The following is a 17,783-nucleotide window of genomic DNA, read 5'->3' on the forward strand; positions in this document are numbered from 1 at the left end:
AAGGGCGATTTATGTAGGCAGATTTTGTAATTTAGTCAGCCCCAAAACACAAGTAGATTATGCATATTGCAGTAGCAGGAAATATCGGTTCAGGAAAGACAACCCTCACAAAAATGTTGGCGAAACATTACAACTGGGAAACGCATTTCGAAGATGTTGAAATGAACCCGTACCTCAATGACTTCTACGAAGATATGCAGCGCTGGTCGTTCAATTTGCAAATTTATTACCTGAACTCCCGCTTCACGCAGATCCAGGAAATCAAGAACAGCACCACGCATGTGATCCAGGACCGTACGATTTACGAGGATGCTTTCATTTTCGCACCGAACCTTCATTCTATGGGATTGATGACTACCCGCGATTTTGAAAACTACTTTTCTTTGTTCAACCTGATGGATTCCTTTGTTTCCGCGCCGGATCTGTTGATTTACCTGCGAGCTTCCGTTCCGACACTGGTAAACCAAATCCAGCAACGCGGAAGAGAATACGAAGAAAGTATCCGTTTGGACTACTTAAAGCGCCTGAATGAGCGTTACGAAGCGTGGATTTCTACTTACGACAGCGGGAAATTACTGATCATTGATGTGGACAACAACCGCTTCCCGGAAAACCAGGAAGATTTAGGGAAGATCATTCAATCGATCGATGCGGAAATAAACGGTTTATTCTAAGAACAAATCTTCCGTTCCCTCCATTTCGGAGAAATCTTTTAAAAGTATGGCCAAATCCGTTAAGATCGCATCTTTCTGCTCGTCTCTGTTCTCTGTTTGCCCGAAATATTCGGTCAGCAATAACTGTGATTCCAAAATAGCCGATTCCGGAGCAACCGTTTCAAAGTTCTCGATCAATGTAATGACTTCCAACGCGTCCAAAAAGTCGCCTTCAATTCCGAATAGCACAAAATCTGCCAGGTAATCCGAGAAATCCAGTTTGGAATTCCAGAAAGCGCTTGCCAGTTTTCTGCGCAGGTCCGCATTCTTCGGATCGTTGAATGCTTCCATCAGAGGTTCGATTGCAGAAGTGTCTTTCAAACTCTGGAACAAGTCAACAACCAGCGCTTCATTTCCAGCCGATAAACCCGATCTCCACACCTCGATAATCGGCTCGATAACAGTTGCATGACCATGAATGGCAAATGCCTTGATGGCACTCGCGACCTTTACTTCGTCCTTGCTCTGCAAATCGCTCAAAAGCGTGTTGATCTTTAACTTGTCCTGTTTATTTAAATTGCTTTTCGACACGGGAATCTTTTTTTTACAAAAGTACGCCAAACTAATTGAAAAGGTAAAAATCCAAAGGTAAAAGTGTAAAGAAACCCCATTTTGACAATCTATCCGGCAAATAACTTTTAACTTCTCACTTTTCAATTCAATCACCTATCTTTGACCCATGTTGAATTGGAAGATTTACGTCCTTTTTTCGGTCTTGCTTACAGGACTTCATTCCTGCGTGATAGACGAAGCAAAACCCAGTGTGCACGAAAAGGTGATTGTTTACACGGATGTTTATTGTCCGGCAGACAGCCTGATCATCAAGGAATTTGAAGCATCCGGAAAGATTTCCGTACAGGTAGTTTATCAAACCACCGAAGAGATCGCAAAGATGATTCGGAAAAATAAATTCAATACCGGGATTGATGTGCTCCTGCTATCTTCCGATAGTTTGCGGGAAAGTCTTTATAATCAAAGCTTGTTCAGCCAGCTGAGAGACCGCAGCTTCTTCCGGAATATGGACCGCCAGTTCAACAACAACCACGGTTTTTGGGTTCCGGTGTGTCACGATCCGCTAATCCTGATTACTCCAAAAGATTCCGCAGCTAACTGCACCGCTATGAATTGGGACAAATTCAGGAAAGACAGCATTCGTCCTAAAATCACTATTCAATCCAACGAAAGTGCATACCTGGCGAAACTCGAAAAAACAACCAAGTTCGCATCATTGGTCAAAAGCAAAGCTCCTGTGAACCCGAAATGCAGTATTACCACTTTGAGTCAGGTTGCGGAATTGTCAAACAAAGACCTTCTCTCCAACCAATCCAAATGTTTTCATTACCTGGTAGAAAACCAGCGTTTCATGACGAATTTTACGAGCATCAGTCTCTATAAATACGGCCGGAATAAAGTGGCTTCCCAGCAATTTGTAGCCTTTTATTGCCGCTTCCAGTACCAGATAGCCTCTAACCGGAACCAGCTTTCTACCTTCAAAACCATTCAGCCCAATTTCGGGATCCGTGCCCTTGAAATTCATTAGGCCTGCTAAGTGACTTAAAATTAATTTGTTAAAATTTAAAGACTATTTTAAATTTAGCTTACTTTTAGTCAAACTTACGCTACTATTATGAATTCTACCGTGCTGATGAATACGGATCGAATCCTGCTAAACCCCGATAACCGGAAACAAGCCTTTGGACTGCTTGTCATCTCTTATCTTTTAGTAAGCTCTTTGTGCGTGCTGCTTTCGATCCAAATGACCAATCATTTTTCCATTCCTTTACTAACGTCTGCAGGCCTGGCAATTGTATTCACCATTTGGGTGAAGATTATCCGGGTAACGCTGGCAACCGGGTACATTAAAAATAACGTGGTAATCGTAAAGCTCCTGTCCGAACGTTCTTTTGTGCTTGAATTTATCTGCATCAAAAAAGCGCGTTCGTTTTCATTGCTGGGATTATCCGTCACTTTCCTCAAATTCAAGTTCGACGGCGTTGAATACCACACTATTTTATGTGGAAAACCCATGCAGGGCGGAACCATCGAAACAGTTCTGAGAGCGCACAAAAAAGCGTACAAGGAGAATTTTAAGAAAGGCAAGCCATAAGCCGGGTTCTGTACATCCGGATGAATAATCGTCCGAACTGACTGTCATTTATCTGGCACTGACGTCACCGTCAGCGTCTATCGATCTACCCTCCAGGCATCCCGACAGAATCGTCGGGAAGAGAACGAGCAGCCCTACTCGCCTGGTTTACATGATCTTTCAGCCCGTGAGGTTTGCCTAGCTTCCGAATGTCACCACCGGAACGGTGAGCTCTTACCTCCCCTTTTCACTATCACCCGCCAACGTTCCGGAGAACGAAGGAGGCTACCTATTTTCTGCTGCACTTTCTGTACCCATCCGGTTTCCCGGATAGATCCTTCCCGTTAGGAAGCACGGTTACTCTATGCTGCCCGGACTTTCCTCCCCCGGTAAACCCGGGAGCGACAGTCGGCTTGCTTAACTGCGAAATTACGTTTATTTCATGAATTTTCGGGAAGTATAGCCGGTTGAAAATAAAACAACCAGTGAATAAGACCCTGAAGCCAGGTCGGAAACATCAATTACCTGGTCTTTGGACGTCCCGGAAATGCGTTTCCAAATTCTTCCTGCCTGGTCCACGATCACGAAATTCTCCGCTTTTTCTTCTGTAGAAACGTGTAATTCATTCACTGCCGGGTTTGGATAGAAAGCTACTTTCAAAGCACTTTCCGTCAATCCCAATCCGTTGAAATTATCGCGATACTCAACAGCGGTTACCGTTTCGTTTCCACCGATTTCATTGGTGCGGATTTTCATCACGGATTCTTTATCGGAAGTGGACCTCCACTCATACTCATGCGTCAATGGAACCGGGATCGGGATCCACATGCCAAAGCCCTGGAACGTAAAATAAATGGAGTCCAATTCATCAATTACGTGGTGAATGCGCAATGCATCAAACTGTCCGTAAGGTGTTTTTACTGTTCCCCAGCCATCTACATTCGAAACACGGTGACGGTGCTGTCTCCAGATTGCATCGTAGATCGGGTTCAGGTCCAGGTTTGTGTATCCTCTCGATTCGTAGCTGTTTCCGTAAGTCATTGGAAGGGCATAACGTGTTTCAATCGTATCCGAACGGAAACCCAATCCTTGTCCGCCACTCACCAATTCATACCCGATAGAAGTCACTCCGTCAGCTGCTCTTCGTGTAAACGCATTCAGTTCATCAATCGGGATGGGTAAAAAAGAAGATGCCTGGTCCAGTGGCAAATCAGTTGTTTCATTGAAATAAGTAGCTTTATAAGGTGCCGGGGCAAAAGATCCGAATAGGAAAATTGACGTTCCGGCCAACTGTGTGGTAGGACGTGTAATTAAATTCCGCTGGCTTTGCGGAACCATCGTCGAAAAATCCCAGGTATGATTTGCTCCTGTGGTTGCATAATCAATCGTCGGATCGGTCAGCGTACTGAAAATATAGGTTTCATCCGGTCCTGCAAAATGCTGATCCGTTAATGTGATCTGGCCGAAAGAAAGAGAGCTTAAAGCGATAAACGGGAGTAGTAAATGTTTCATTTTCAAAGTAGTTTCAACAAATATAGGAATACTTCCCGAATTATCAGAAAACTGTTTCTTACTGACCGGTTTGCGGCCACGGAACGGGTCCGTCCAGTCCTCCGTTGTAAGGTAAATCGTAATCATCGTACCCGGCCACAAAGGTCGGAATACCGGCTTCCCAGAACAATTCCAATGCTTCTACCACATTTTGGAGGCTTTCTTCCTCAGGCAGGTTCAAGGCATCGTCATTGTACTCCAGCATGTAGCGAAAGTGATCGTAATCCATCCAGCTTTCCAGATAGGTCTGGTTGCGGTCAATGTATATTTCAACTCCATTCCCGTGCCTGAAATGATAACTCACAGCCTCACCGCCAATGATAAGATAGGACTTTTCCGGGTCCTTATCTCCCATTTTATCCAGCCATTTTCTGATAATCGCTACCTGCATCCTGGTTCTCAGGGTACAATCGAAATAAATTGTTGCATGCATATCGGCAAATATAGAAATCTGCCACTGACTTATTTCAGAAATCTTCTTCGCAGTACGATCTGGCCGTTTACAGGGAATCCGGCAGATTTACCCAAATAGTAATCCGTATGGAACGGGCGCAGGATATCTGCATTCACTTTCGCACCCACACCCCATTTCGGGTTGAAGTTGTAATAGTATTGCAAGCCGAATTCCATCGTCAGGGAATTGGAATGCTCTACTTTCCCGGTGAAAGTCCGTTCGCGCTGGATGACCTGGTTCTCGAAAATTTGTTCTTTTCCATGGATAAACAGCTGCACACCCGGAACAACTGCCACGGCAAATTCCGAACGTCTGAAGGTATAACCGAATTTCAACGGAATTTCCAACGAATACAATTGTTTCACGGAAACTGTTCTTGTGATATTCGGAGAGAAATTCGTTTCGCGGTATTCCAAGCCGCCGAAACCTTCCAAACGGCCTTGTAATCCGAAACTTACAAATGCATTGTCGATCCGTTTGATGTAACCGCCACCAAATACTGCTCCGCCCACCACATTCCGTTTCTGGTCCGGTGACAAGTAGGGAGATCTGCCGATTGTCGGCCCCAGCTCTGCATACCATTCATTGGATTCCTGGGCTGTTTTTTCCGGAAGCGGGGCTATTTCTTCGTGAGGAACGCGTTCGTAACGTGCTTCCAGGTTCAGTGAGTCTAATTCAGAATGAGAATGAGAAACAGTATGAGGATCAGCTTCGGGATTTGGTGTCAAAACAATGCTATTTTCCGGCGTTTGCTGAGTGTTGTTTCCGTCAATCGCATTTACCGGTTCTTCTTCAGCCAAAAAAGCTTTTATCCGCTTACCCGGACTTTGGGTGTGTACCTGTTTTTCCGGTGCTCTGAAAGACGTGTTGATGTGCTGCGTATTTACTGCCGCTTCAGAAGATGGAACAGAGGAGTTTTCGGCCATAACAGGAAGCTGTTTTTCTTTCCCGCTTTGAACAAACAGTCCCTCATCCTGCTTTTCATTCTCATTCCCGCTCTGTTTCTCATTCTGCACTAAGCGGTCTACTTTCTCTGAATGCGACGGATAGAACCATACGATTCCGGCCAGAACAAAAGCAGAAGCTAAAGGAATCCAGTAAAGTCCGCGTTTCTTTTTAGGCTCTGCAGGCAGCATGGCTTCCATTTCAGACCAGAATTCCGGAACAAAAAGCGCCTCAGGTCCTTCAGAGGCATGTGCATCTCTGAACAACTGATCCAGCTCCTCGTCGCTGATATGTCGATCTGAATATTTCATATTACAAAGCGTTTTTCATACCTGTTTTCCATCAATTCCAACCGGTCTCTCAGCAGTTTTCGTGCCGTAGATAAATGCCACTTGGAAGTTCCCTCCGAAATCTCGAGCAAGTCGCCGATTTCTTTGTGGTTATACCCGTCAATTACGTAGAGCGTAAAAACGTGTGCTGAAATGGGCGGGATTGTCTTGAGTAAATCCAGGATTTCCTGGTAGTTCAATTCAAGAGCTCCTGAATTCTCAACCCTTTCCGCCGAATTCGCCAACTCGGCTTCCGTTTCTTTCGCTAAGATTAGCTGATTGTGATTCTTATTTTTCCGGTATTCATCAATCAGTGTATTTACAATAATCCGTTTGGCCCATGCTGCAAAGTTCAACTCATCCAGGTCTACATTCTGCAAGCCGTTCACTATCTTCAGGAACCCGTTGTTCAATGCATGCCGCGCATCTTCATGGTTGGAATAATAGCGCATGCAGAGGCGTATAAATTGCCTGTAACAATACTCGTAGAGCACTTTTTGCGAGCGTCTATCATTCTCAGCGGACCCCAACAATATCTGTTTGGTTACTTGCATGTATTTGGGTTCAAATAGTTGTTCATTAACAAGTCAAAATGTTGAAAGTTGAATCTTGCTTTTTACACATAACGTCCTATCTTTACATTTGGTTGGAAATTAAGTAAAAATGTTGACACTAAACCTGATTCGGCACGCAAAAACCCAGCAAATATCACCAACCGGGAAGGATTACGATCGTGAACTTTTAGATAAAGGAATCTCCCAGGCAAACGTCCTGGGCAATTATTTACAGGCTCATCACATCTCTCTCGGGAAGGTTATTTGTTCCAGTGCTGTCAGAACACAGCAAACACGATCTATTATTTGTCAGCATCTGACCGAACGCTGCAACTACGAGTTCTCGAAGGATTTATACAATGCTTTTTATACGGAAATCATCGATGTGATTCAGGCTCTTGGCAAAGGAGAACCCGTTGTAACCATTGTGGCGCACAACGACGGCATTTCACAACTGGCCCGTTACCTTTCGGGGGAGTTTATCCATTTGCGTACTTCTGAAATGATTTCCCTGGCTATTCCCTTTGAATCGTGGGAGTATTTAAGTGAAGGCACTGCGGGGATTATCTTCCAGTATCGTCCTGAGGTCTTTCTCCCTCATCCGGTGATTTCCTGATCGGGTTTACGTGATAAATAACCCGGATCGGTGGCCGCGGCCCGTAAACAGCTTCCTGTTCGCGCATGAGTTGTTCGATGTATTGCCGGTGTGCGATTTCTTCCTGGTTCCTGCGCCACATTCCTTCCAGGTCGGGAGGTTCGATACCCAGTTCTTTTTCAATTTCATACTGGAACTTGGCACGCACCGGCCCACGGTTGCGGTAAGCAACTGCTAACAGCACGCCCACCACAAATCCTCCGAAATGGCCTTCCCAGGAAATGGACGGTTCGATCGGGAAAATTCCCCAAATCATACTCCCGTACACAAAGATGACCGCGAGTGAAATTCCCTGCAGGGCCAATATTCTTCGAAAGAAACCGGAAACAAACAGGAATCCGAAAAGTGCGTAAATCACACCGCTCATCCCAATGTGGTACGAACCGTTGTCTTTTGCGATCCACCAAACAATCAATCCAGTTCCTATCCAGGAAATTGCAAAAACTTTCCAGGCGATTTCCCGGTAATAATAGATCACCGCAGCCAAAAGCAGGAAAGTAGGAAGCGAATTATTCAAAATGTGCTTCACATTGTAAGGATCATGTAATAATGGCATGAAAAGCACTCCTTTCCAACTGCTCCATTGCCGCGGACGAATCCCCCATTCCACCAGATTACCCCCTCCCGGAGTCGTTTCCAGCAGCCAGATTGTCCAGCAAAGAAGAAGCAAAAGCAGCGGGTAAATCAACGCTTCAGCAGCTGAACCTGGTATTTTTGTTTGTGTTCTCACGGCTGGGCCACGTCAAAAAGCAAACCGGAAATAAAAGCCTGACAGAATGGCATTTATACGTTTAAAATTTGTCATTCTCTCGTAGGGGCATAAAATTTTATGCCCCTACGGTTTTTAATCAACGTTGGTAACAGATGAATGTTTAATTTAGGAATATGAAGAGAAAAAACAGACTATTCCTTCTGGTCCTGGGCTTATTGCCTGTTATTTCACTGGGACAAGACAATCATTACTGGAACGACCAATTCGGGATTAAAGCTACCGCCCTGGGAGGTGCTGCTGTTGGCGGCCTGGACGATTATTCCATGGTTTATTACAATGCAGCGGCCATGACACTGGTTGAAAAGAGAGCACTTTCATTTTCCCTGAGTGCTTACCAGATCAGGAAATTCAAACAACAAAACGCATTGGGGCCCGAACAGGATATTCAAAGTACCGAATTCTCCGTGGTTCCGAATATGATCGCGGGAATCATGGTACCGAAGAAATTCAAAAAATGGCATGCCGGGTATATGCTCTTGTCGAAAAATGTACACAACAGCAAACTGAACTCCTTTCATTCGGGAAAATACGATGCAATCGACGCTCCGGGGGAGGAGAAATTTCTTTCCAAATACGCCCAGGAGATCCGGAATATCGAATATTGGGTTGGTTTTGGGATTTCCTATGATATCAACAAGCACTTATCGGTAGGCTTAACGCACATGGGCGGATTTAAAGGCGTGCGTTATTACAATGATTACTCGGTAACGGTGCTTCCACAAGACACTTCTTCCTCACAGGACACCCGTTTTTCGTCCAATATCTCTTTCAACTATTGGGATGTAAAAGCCATGTTCAAGCCTTCAGTATTACTTCATTATCCCAAATTCCGGGTAGGTTTTGCAGCCACGCTTCCCACTTTCAACATTGTGGGCAGAGGCACTTTCCTTCGCGAATTTTCAACCCTCAACCTGGATGGCGAAGGCTTGCTTCCAGTAGATATTTCTATTGCTTCCAAATCAACCAGGAACAAAGTCAAGGTGAAAAACCCGGCTTCCTTCAGTTTAGGAATTGCGGCACAACTAAGCAAAAATATCTGGTTGAATATTACCGCGGAAACATTCCTGCAACAAAAATATTACCTGATCCATGATGATCCGACAACCGCAGAGCGCTATCCGGAGTTTATCAGTGATTCGACCATCAAAGCCTTATTTGGCGGACAAAAATTCCTGGATTATGGTGAAGGTGCAAGGCCGGTTACCAATCTCGGGATCGGGTTTGATATTCAACTGTCCAAAAAGGCTTCCTTTCAATTTGGCGGTCATACGGATTTCAACTACAACCGGAACCCGGTCTACCTGTTTACACGACAACACATCCAGTCTTCCCAATACAATCGGTTGGTCTTTGCTATGGGAGGAAATCTGGACTTAAAGGGCGGTAAGAAAGCTGCTCTTGTACTGGAATTCGGGTTTTCGCTGCCCAAAACAACAGATTACGTGATCGATTTCACCACACCGAATGCAGGGCGGAATGGGTTAATGGGCGATCCGGGAGGTGGCGTTGAAACACAATCCTATACCTTTCGGTTGATGCTTGAATTGACTTTGGGCAAAATTTTAGATGAAATTAAAGTCGAAAAGTGATTCAGGGAGGAAGTTTTTAATTCATCTTTATTTTTCAGGTTTTAATTTACATTTCAATTTGTAAATTCGGAACATGAACCGGAATAAGACTGTACTGCTTCTGTTTATGAGCTGTTTAAGCTTTGTCTTGTCGGCACAGGATTTTCACTACTGGACGGACCAATTCGGGATTAAAGCCACAGCTTTGGGTGGTGCTGTCGTGAGCGGACAAGACGATCATTCCATGGTTTACTACAACCCGGCAGCCATGACGCTGGTTCAGACCCCCAGCCTTTCCTTTTCGATCAACGCCTATCAATACCGGACTTTCAAACAAAAAAATGCACTTGGCCCAAACCAGGACCTGGAAAGTACCGATTACGCAACGGTTCCCAACATGATGGCAGGGATTTTTGTTTTCCGCAAACGTCCCAGGTGGCGCGTCGGGTACATGGTTGTTTCCCGGAATGTCTACAACAACAAACTGGATCTATACAATTCCGGGCGGTACGATGTCCTGGAATTGCCCGGAGATGAAAACTTTGTTTCTTCCTATGCTTACGAAATTCACACGGGTGAATACTGGGCAGGGTTGAGTGTTTCCTACGCAGCTAACACGCATTTGTCATTCGGACTTTCGCACATGGGAGCTTACAAAACCACCAAGTATTACAACAATTATTCGATTACCGTTCTACCGCCCGACACTTCCTCTTCGCAGATTACGCGCTTTGCTTCCACCATCTCCTTCAATTACTGGGACGTGAAAGCAATCTTCAAACCTTCCGTGCTGGTTCATTACCCGAAATTCCGATTCGGGCTGGCCGTAACGCTCCCTTCCATCAACATTATCGGGAAAGGGAATTTTTACCGGGAAATTTCTACCCTGAATATGGCCGATGTACTTCCTTTTGACTTTGCCGTCATTGACCGGGCTCAAAAGAGCAAGGTACAGCACAAAACAACCACTTCATTCAGTTACGGGATCAGCGCCCAGCTGTGGTCGAAATGCTGGCTGCACATCAATGCGGAAACGTTCCTGGGGCAAAGCTATTATCTTATCCACCGGGCAAAAAGCGAAACCGAACATTATCCGTCCATCATCAACGATGTACTGATCACCAATATTTTCGGCAACCAGGCTTTTCTTTCTTACGGAGAAGCATACAAACCGGTCACCAATATCGGGATCGGGCTCGATTTCAAACTTTCCGATCAATTGAACCTGCAACTGGGCTCACACACCGATTTCAATTACAACAAGTTTCCGGTGTATGAATTTGAACGGCAACGGATACAGGCTTCGCAATACGACCGGTTAGTGACATCAGCCGGTGGGAATTATGTCTTAAAGAACGGCAGACGCTTCGCACTGGCTTTCGAATTCGGCTTCTCTCTGCCGAAGACAACGGATTACAATGTCGACTTCACCACGCCTAACGTTTCCCGGAACGGAATTACGGGTGATGCTGCAAGCGGTGTAAAAACATACGCTTATTCGTATAAGCTGATGTTCGAGGTGACACTGGGGAAATTGCTGAAGTAATACATTTCTCACAACCGCGCAAAATCAACCGTCATTTTCCAGTCAAAAATGGGTCAAGTATGGATTAAGTACGGATCAAGTATAGGTCAAGTATGGATATAGTATCAAACAGTTAAATATTGAACACGCAAGCTGCGTTTTTCCACGCAAAATTGAATTGAAATTTTCGAAAAATAGCTTGAAAAAATCCGGGCATATCGCTCTCGTACACAAACCCATCCTTCTCACAAATGTAAAATCGATTTACCGGAAACCGAAGTAAATAATCACCGACCCGACAACCAGCCACAACCAGAAAGTGCGGTCTACAAAAGCCATTAATTTGAATCTGTTACTTCTCATGATTCCTCCTGTATTTTTGTTACTTCAAAGATAGCGCAGGGATTTTGGAAGGAAGTTAAGCCCGAATGAAGGATGGATTAATTCCTGAAACAGGATTTGGGTAACAATCTGTTATTCATGCAACTTTCTTCTGTAAGGATATAAAAAAGCAGGAGGCAGAAAAAACTACTTTAGACAGGACTTGTAATACTATTCTTATGAAAAAGTTCTGTTTGTTGTGTTCGTTGTTTTATGTGACCGATTCCATTGCGTGTATCAATTGCAACAAACCCCTGCAACAAGCCATTTATGACAGTACTTTTTACCCCAACATCGTCATCATGCTTTCTGCATTTATTGTACTGGCACTGATGGTTTGGCTGCTAAGCTGGTTATCTGTCAGAAAATACCGCAGGTATACCCTTCAAAGCCCTGCGTTTAAAACGCTTAATCCCGTTCCACTCATGACCGTATCCATGATATGGGGAATTGGCCTGGGAGGTTTTATCGATGGTATTTCGCTGCACCAGGTTCTGCAATGGCATGAAATGCTTTCCAATAAAATCAGCACCGATTCCTTGCTGGGCAAAAGTGTCAACATGTTCTGGGATGGGGTTTTTCACTTTTTCTGCTGGATCGTTGTGCTGATCGGTGTGGTACTCTTTTGGAAATTATTATCCCGGAGAGACATTAACCGGTCGGGGTATTTACTTTCAGGCGGATTGCTCCTTGGCTGGGGATTATTCAACCTCGTGGAAGGAATTATTGATCATCATTTGCTGAAACTACATGTGGTACGCCAGCGGTCCCTGAACCCTGAATACGAAAATTACCTGTTCCTGGGCGCTTCCGTTGGAATCGTTTTGATTGGCTGGTTCCTGGTATCCAGGCGTTCCAATTACCGTACTCCGCTTACCACCGGATAATATTTCATTTATTCACATTAAATTTTCAACAGATGGAAAATTGGACAAACACACCTACCCTGCGCTGGTACCATTACCTGGCCGCATTTTTTGCCGGTTTCTTCCTCGCAAATGCCGTTCCGCACTTTGTCAATGGAATTTCAGGAAACCTGTTCCCCACTCCATTTGCAGATCCGCCGGGACAAGGTCTTTCTTCTCCGCTGGTCAATGTACTGTGGGCTTTGGCAAACCTGCTGATCGGTTACTTACTGTTCAGAGCTGGCAGAATCAATTCCAGGAGACCGGGCGTATTGATTACATTCTACCTGGGCATTTCGGTGATCAGTATTCTGCTCAGCATCCTGTTTTTCGATAAGGATTTTGCGTAAAAAAATACATTTATTTCTGCTAAAGCGTTGCTCAAAAAGGGGTTTTTCGATTTTAAAAACTTCATTTTTGTTTTTATGCTTTTCCTTTATATTTGTATGTCATGCACGAAAAACTGATTGCTTACATAGCCAAACATACAACAACTCCTCTTTCGGAAAATGATACATCATTGATCCGGGAAACCTTTATTCCTAAAAAAATCCGAAAACGCCAGTATTTTTTACAGGAAGGTGAGGTTTGTAAATACATGGCTTTTTTGGTTCAGGGTGCAATGCGCCAATACAGTGTTGACGATAAGGGAACGGAACACATTGTCCGTTTATCAATTGAAGAATGGTGGGTAGGTGATCGCGAAAGCGCAATCAACCTCACACCATCCATTTATAATATTGATGCCTGGGAAGAAAGCCTGGTTTTGACGGTAACCAATGCCGACATGATCAAGTTAAGACAGATTCCGGCAATCAACGAATTGAGTCTGGCACTCGACAATAAGCATGCAATCGCTCAGCAGAAACGGGTAAATGCTGCCATCAGTTTATCTGCCGAACAGCGTTATGCCGAATTGAAAAAAAACTATCCGCAATTTCTTGAACGGTTCCCACAACACATCATTGCTTCCTACCTGGGAATTACAAAAGAAACATTGAGCCGGGTCCGAAGCAATTCCTTAAACAACTGATTTCTGGTTCCGGTTGCGCAGTAACTTTTCAATCTAAAGCACCCCTCTATATTCCGGGGTACTATCGAATACCGATGCGGCAAAAGAACATAAGGGTGTAATTTTAAGCTGGTGTTGTTCTGCGAATTTCACAGCAGCATGTACCAGTTTTTTTCCTACCTGCTGATTTTGCATTTGCGGAGAAACCAGCGTGTGATTAATAGTAATCCTGTTTTCTCCCGACCAAACATAAGTCATTTCTGCCACCACCCGCTCACCGAGTGCAACAAAGAACTTTCCCTTTTTTCCGTTATCTGACTGTTGAATTTCCATTTTATCCTTCTTTTAAACAACGTTTTCTTTAGTAGTTTGCCTTCATCTTTATCAGTTCCACGTTGGATAATGCACCACCGGGATCCTGCAATTTCCCTTCCTTTAAAGTTCCGATATCAATCGTAGCAAACCCCATCATTCCTGCAAGCTCCACCACCGTCGCTTTAGCTGCTGCATAATCTCCGCTCATAACAATCACCCTGTTTCCCTCAGAACCGGAATTTACCGGGTTTTTAGCCAGGATAAAATATGGAAGTGTATTAAATGCCTTCACTACATGTTGTCCCGGATACAATTGGGAAACATATTCCCCGGTGGTCTTACCTTTCAGGTCCGTAACCCGCAAAGGAAACATCGATACAATATTATTCGTAGCATCCACGATAATTTTCCCCGTATGCCCTTCAAGATATTTTGCAAACGCTTCGTGGCCTCCCCATGGAATAGCCAGGAACAGCATGTCTGCTTCTTCAACCGTTTGCTTTAAGTCGGCAGCTTTTAAACTTCCCCCGATAGATGCCACAACTTCCTGCAAGGATTCCGCACCCTTCCGGTTACTGATTAAAACCCGGTAATTTGTTTTGGATAAATGTGTGGCTAAGGCCTGGCCGATATGGCCCGCTCCGATAATTCCAATTGTGTAATTCATACTTTTTGTTTTTAGTTAAATGTGCAGCCCTCTTTCAGAAAGAGAAACATGCTGCAAACCTAAATCATCGGAGACCTTTTAGTCGATGACCTATATCAATGAATGGCGTTGACATAGATCAACGTAATTTCTTACCAAATATCATCGTTTACAGCGGCGTGGTGGTCGCAACTTTGCATCAGAATCATTTAAAAATCTGTTACCATGAATAAGCAAGTAATAATTACCACCAAAGGACACAGAGCTGACATTGGTGAGTACAAAATCAACCGCATCCTACCGAATGAGCGCATGGAAGCCGTTGGGCCGTTTGTCTTCCTGGATCATCTGATGCCTATTTATCACTCTAAGGACGAGAAACGCCTGAAAGCAGACGGTACAAATGCTCACCCGCACCGGGGAATTGCAACTTTAACATATGTAATAAACGGTGAAGCGGATCACAACGATAGTAATGGTCATCATGCCGTTGTAAGATCAGGTGGTGTTCAGTGGATGAAGGCCGGAAATGGGATTGTCCATGATGAAAGTTTCAATGTGGATGAACAATCCGACAGCCTTTTAACCCACGGTATGCAGTTTTGGATCAACCTGCCGTCAAAAAACAAGTCTGAAAACCCCGACTACCTGCCCCTGGAAGCAAAAGAAATTCCCCGAAAGGAACTGCCCGGAAACGGATGGATAAAAGTCATTACCGGTAAGTTTGAAAACCTGGTGTCCAAAATCCCGGATTATTCTACCCAATTTATCTATCACATTCACCTGGAAGCAGGCCAGCAATGGTCGTTACCAACGGAAAATGGTTTGGAGTATGCCGTTTTTCTACCCATAAACGCCGCTGCCATTGCCGGAAAAGTATACAACCAGGGCGAGATTCTTATCCTGGACGAAAAAGAATCCATCCTTGAACTTGCCGCCAGTGCAGATGAACCGGCGGATTTCATCCTCTTCGGCGGTGAGCACTACCAGGAACCCGTAGTGGCTTATGGTCCTTTTGTAATGAATACCGAACATGAGATCTCGGAAGCTTACAATGATTTTTACGATGGCAAATACGGCCAGATAACTTATGTCAGTTAAAAAAACCTGATTACTAAACGCAAATAATTAATAACAAATACATAAAACAACAAAAATGGAAACAACTCAAACATCCGAACAAACAAAGTCAAAATGGGTAATTGATACACTTCACAGTCAAATCGGCTTTAAAGTAAAACACCTCATGTTTACCAACGTAAGAGGTTATTTCAGAGAGTATGACTCTAACATTGTAACCGAAAGCGATGACTTCCTGACTCCCGAGATCGATTTTTGGATCAATCCGGCTTCCATCTCAACAGGCGATGCCAAACGCGATGAGCACCTGAGAAACAGTGACTTTTTCGATGTCGAAAAATACAAGGAAATCAATTTCACGGGGAATACTTATGAGAAGGTTGACGACAATGGCAACTACTTGCTGTATGGCGACCTGACCATGAAAGGTATTAAAAAGCAAGTGAAGTTACAGGTGGAATTTGGCGGTGTTATTAAAGATCCTTGGGGAAATGTAAAAGCCGTTTTCAACGTCCACGGAAAAATCAACCGCAAAGACTGGGGTGTCAGCTGGAATGCAGCTTTAGAAACAGGAGGTCTTTTGGTAAGTGATGAGGTTGAAATCAATTGTGAAGTGCAATTATCCAAACAACCATTATAAGCCACCAAATCAAATTTTAATGAAAGCCATTCTTTAACAGGATGGCTTTTTCCGTTTCTTCCGGAAGTTCATATCCGGGTAATCAAAATACGTAAAATGCCGTATTCCGGGGACTAATTTGACGGTCTATTTTTGCTTTACATTTCAAATGAAAGCTAAGCATTATGGTACGAATAAATATCCCTTTAATCATTATTTTGACTACATTCCTGGCATGCAGCTATTTATCCGGAGCACAAGTACTCGACGCGGGAAGAGACCATTCCCTGTATTTATGCAGTGATTCCATTCCCAGAAGCTGGGGAAAGGCAAGCAACGGAGAACTGGGATTGGGCGTTACTTCCAACAAAGCTATTCCTACCGGTATTCCCGATATGGAGCAGGTTATTGCTGTTTCTGCCGGAAATTATTTCTCCCTGTTCCTAAAATCAGACGGTACCGTGTGGGCTACCGGTCTGAACCAGCAGGGACAATTAGGCATGGGCAACACCACCAATCTCAACGAAGCGGCCCAAATTCCTTCTCTAAGCAATATTACTGCCATATCTGCAGGATCTGCGTTTTCTCTGTTCCTGAAAAGCGACGGTACGGTTTGGGGCTGCGGAATGAATGATGTCGGTCAATTGGGTAACGGCACCAATGACAATGTGCTGAGTCCGGCGCAAATTCCGGGATTGACCAACGTAACAGCTATTGCGGGAGGAGGAAATCACTCTTTGTTCCTGCTTGATGACGGGACAGTCAAAGCCTGCGGACTCAATCTTGGAGGACAACTGGGCATCGGAGCTAGCAGTTTCGGTAGCAACGTTCCTGTAGCTGTAACGGTATTGACCGGGATCAGCAAAATAGATGCCGGCTGGGCACATTCCCTGTTCCTGAAAAATGATGGCACGGTCTGGAGCTGTGGGACTAACAACAACGGACAACTGGGACTTGGCAACAACACCAATCAAAATACGCCAACGATGATCACAAGCCTTTCCGGGATTACACAAATCTCATCAGGCACACTCAGCAATCACTCGCTTTTCCTCAAAAATGACGGTACGGTTTCGATGTGCGGTCACAACGGATGCGGACAATTCGGCCTGGGTAATAGCACTGCTTCAAATACTCCGATCCAAAATCCGGGACTGACAGATGTGGTACAAATAGCGGCAGGAGAATGCTATTCGCTGTTCATTAAAGGAGACGGAACAGGGTTGGCTGCAGGAGGAAATGCATCCGGGGGACAATTGGGAATAGGAAACTCCACCAATTCAACGAGTCTGGCGGCGATGGCGAATTTATGTCCGTTACCGGTGACAACAGGTCTTGAAGAAAATACGGCAGATGCCTTTCAGGTCTATCCAAATCCGTCCAGCGGTTCTTTATATGTGAAATCAGCATCAGATGCCCGGTTTGAACTGGCAGATATTTCCGGGCGAATCATTTTTTCCCAATCCATATCCAAAGGAGAAACTTCGATCGACATTACCGACCGATCTGCAGGAACTTATTTTTACCGATTAATGGGGAGTGATGCGACTAAGAGTGGAAAGCTGGTGGTTGAGTGAACTATTCATCGGCGACCAAAGTGATAGATCTTCGTTGTTATTCTATTCGATACCCAAACCAAAAATTATTTCCTGTTTCTGTTTTAACCTTGTAGG

At 44.5% G+C, this 17,783-nt stretch carries 19 protein-coding genes and 1 other RNA gene; 11 read left to right on the forward strand and 9 right to left on the reverse strand.

The features are described 5' to 3' along the window. The first annotated feature begins 59 nt into the window (after positions 1 to 59). On the forward strand, positions 60 to 674 hold the full coding sequence (locus tag ABDW02_RS19000) for a deoxynucleoside kinase (RefSeq protein WP_294672604.1): 615 nt from the start codon (positions 60 to 62) through the stop codon (positions 672 to 674). Here ABDW02_RS19000 and ABDW02_RS19005 read toward each other — a convergent pair. Then, the gene (locus ABDW02_RS19005) at positions 666 to 1,244 is read right to left on the reverse strand and encodes a hypothetical protein (protein ID WP_343637440.1); all 579 of its coding nucleotides are present in this window, start codon (positions 1,242 to 1,244) and stop codon (positions 666 to 668) included. The two genes, ABDW02_RS19000 and ABDW02_RS19005, sit on opposite strands and share 9 nt — an antisense overlap. A gap of 148 nt (positions 1,245 to 1,392) precedes the next feature. Between ABDW02_RS19005 and ABDW02_RS19010 the strand changes: the two genes are divergently transcribed. Further along, positions 1,393 to 2,253: a hypothetical protein gene (locus ABDW02_RS19010; RefSeq protein ID WP_343637442.1), complete on the forward strand. Its 861-nt coding sequence runs from the start codon at positions 1,393 to 1,395 to the stop codon at positions 2,251 to 2,253. 549 nt (positions 2,254 to 2,802) lie between these two features. On the opposite strand, the gene rnpB is transcribed toward ABDW02_RS19010, so the two are convergent. From rnpB to ABDW02_RS19035, 5 genes are all read right to left on the reverse strand, one after another. Beyond that, positions 2,803 to 3,219, reverse strand: an RNA gene (rnpB, locus tag ABDW02_RS19015) — RNase P RNA component class A. A 15-nt stretch (positions 3,220 to 3,234) separates the two neighbouring features. Then, entirely contained in the window at positions 3,235 to 4,311 is a 1,077-nt protein-coding gene (locus tag ABDW02_RS19020) for a T9SS type A sorting domain-containing protein (RefSeq protein ID WP_343637444.1), read from the reverse strand. Positions 4,312 to 4,369: 58 nt separating this feature from the next. Further along, on the reverse strand, positions 4,370 to 4,783 hold the full coding sequence (locus tag ABDW02_RS19025; RefSeq protein ID WP_343637446.1) for a hypothetical protein: 414 nt from the start codon (positions 4,781 to 4,783) through the stop codon (positions 4,370 to 4,372). 29 nt (positions 4,784 to 4,812) lie between these two features. Then, positions 4,813 to 6,060, reverse strand: coding sequence for a hypothetical protein (locus ABDW02_RS19030; protein WP_343637448.1), 1,248 nt, complete (start codon positions 6,058 to 6,060; stop codon positions 4,813 to 4,815). Then, positions 6,057 to 6,632, reverse strand: coding sequence for an RNA polymerase sigma factor (locus ABDW02_RS19035; RefSeq protein WP_343637449.1), 576 nt, complete (start codon positions 6,630 to 6,632; stop codon positions 6,057 to 6,059). Before ABDW02_RS19035 ends, ABDW02_RS19030 begins: the two co-directional genes overlap by 4 nt. Positions 6,633 to 6,741: 109 nt before the next feature. On the opposite strand from ABDW02_RS19035, the gene ABDW02_RS19040 reads away from it, so the two are divergent. Then, positions 6,742 to 7,248 carry a histidine phosphatase family protein gene (locus ABDW02_RS19040; RefSeq protein ID WP_343637450.1) on the forward strand — a complete coding sequence of 169 codons (507 nt, stop codon included), beginning with the start codon at positions 6,742 to 6,744 and terminating at the stop codon, positions 7,246 to 7,248. On the opposite strand, the gene ABDW02_RS19045 is transcribed toward ABDW02_RS19040, so the two are convergent. Continuing rightward, positions 7,196 to 8,017 (reverse strand): rhomboid family intramembrane serine protease, encoded by an 822-nt coding sequence (locus tag ABDW02_RS19045; protein ID WP_343637452.1) that lies wholly within the window; start codon positions 8,015 to 8,017, stop codon positions 7,196 to 7,198. The two genes, ABDW02_RS19040 and ABDW02_RS19045, sit on opposite strands and share 53 nt — an antisense overlap. A 155-nt stretch (positions 8,018 to 8,172) precedes the next feature. Here ABDW02_RS19045 and ABDW02_RS19050 point away from each other — a divergent pair, with 155 nt between their 5' ends. The 5 genes from ABDW02_RS19050 to ABDW02_RS19070 all read left to right on the forward strand — a co-directional run bounded on the left by ABDW02_RS19050 (position 8,173) and on the right by ABDW02_RS19070 (position 13,471). Then, positions 8,173 to 9,648, forward strand: a complete 1,476-nt coding sequence (locus ABDW02_RS19050) for a hypothetical protein (protein WP_343637454.1) — start codon at positions 8,173 to 8,175, stop codon at positions 9,646 to 9,648. 73 nt (positions 9,649 to 9,721) lie between these two features. Continuing rightward, positions 9,722 to 11,173: a hypothetical protein gene (locus ABDW02_RS19055; RefSeq protein WP_343637456.1), complete on the forward strand. Its 1,452-nt coding sequence runs from the start codon at positions 9,722 to 9,724 to the stop codon at positions 11,171 to 11,173. 539 nt (positions 11,174 to 11,712) lie between these two features. Continuing rightward, positions 11,713 to 12,420: a DUF2243 domain-containing protein gene (locus ABDW02_RS19060; RefSeq protein ID WP_343637458.1), complete on the forward strand. Its 708-nt coding sequence runs from the start codon at positions 11,713 to 11,715 to the stop codon at positions 12,418 to 12,420. Between the two features lie 32 nt (positions 12,421 to 12,452). Beyond that, complete coding sequence (locus ABDW02_RS19065) at positions 12,453 to 12,788, forward strand: hypothetical protein (RefSeq protein WP_343637460.1); 336 nt, start codon at positions 12,453 to 12,455, stop codon at positions 12,786 to 12,788. 101 nt (positions 12,789 to 12,889) lie between these two features. Next, positions 12,890 to 13,471: a Crp/Fnr family transcriptional regulator gene (locus ABDW02_RS19070; RefSeq protein ID WP_343637462.1), complete on the forward strand. Its 582-nt coding sequence runs from the start codon at positions 12,890 to 12,892 to the stop codon at positions 13,469 to 13,471. A gap of 33 nt (positions 13,472 to 13,504) precedes the next feature. Here ABDW02_RS19070 and ABDW02_RS19075 read toward each other — a convergent pair whose 3' ends face one another. Both ABDW02_RS19075 and ABDW02_RS19080 read right to left on the reverse strand, forming a co-directional pair. Continuing rightward, positions 13,505 to 13,783: a GNAT family N-acetyltransferase gene (locus tag ABDW02_RS19075; RefSeq protein WP_343637464.1), complete on the reverse strand. Its 279-nt coding sequence runs from the start codon at positions 13,781 to 13,783 to the stop codon at positions 13,505 to 13,507. A gap of 28 nt (positions 13,784 to 13,811) precedes the next feature. Continuing rightward, a complete protein-coding gene (locus ABDW02_RS19080; RefSeq protein ID WP_343637466.1) occupies positions 13,812 to 14,432 on the reverse strand; it encodes an NAD(P)-binding domain-containing protein in 621 nt (206 codons plus the stop codon). A gap of 204 nt (positions 14,433 to 14,636) precedes the next feature. On the opposite strand from ABDW02_RS19080, the gene ABDW02_RS19085 reads away from it, so the two are divergent. From ABDW02_RS19085 to ABDW02_RS19095, 3 genes are all read left to right on the forward strand, one after another. Next, on the forward strand, positions 14,637 to 15,512 hold the full coding sequence (locus tag ABDW02_RS19085; protein WP_343637468.1) for a pirin family protein: 876 nt from the start codon (positions 14,637 to 14,639) through the stop codon (positions 15,510 to 15,512). Between the two features lie 55 nt (positions 15,513 to 15,567). Continuing rightward, positions 15,568 to 16,131 carry a YceI family protein gene (locus ABDW02_RS19090; RefSeq protein ID WP_343637470.1) on the forward strand — a complete coding sequence of 188 codons (564 nt, stop codon included), beginning with the start codon at positions 15,568 to 15,570 and terminating at the stop codon, positions 16,129 to 16,131. A gap of 164 nt (positions 16,132 to 16,295) precedes the next feature. Beyond that, entirely contained in the window at positions 16,296 to 17,687 is a 1,392-nt protein-coding gene (locus ABDW02_RS19095; RefSeq protein ID WP_343637472.1) for a T9SS type A sorting domain-containing protein, read from the forward strand. Positions 17,688 to 17,783 lie beyond the last annotated feature (96 nt).

The organism is Fluviicola sp. (assembly GCF_039596395.1).
In the GTDB taxonomy this organism is placed as follows: domain Bacteria; phylum Bacteroidota; class Bacteroidia; order Flavobacteriales_D; family Crocinitomicaceae; genus Fluviicola.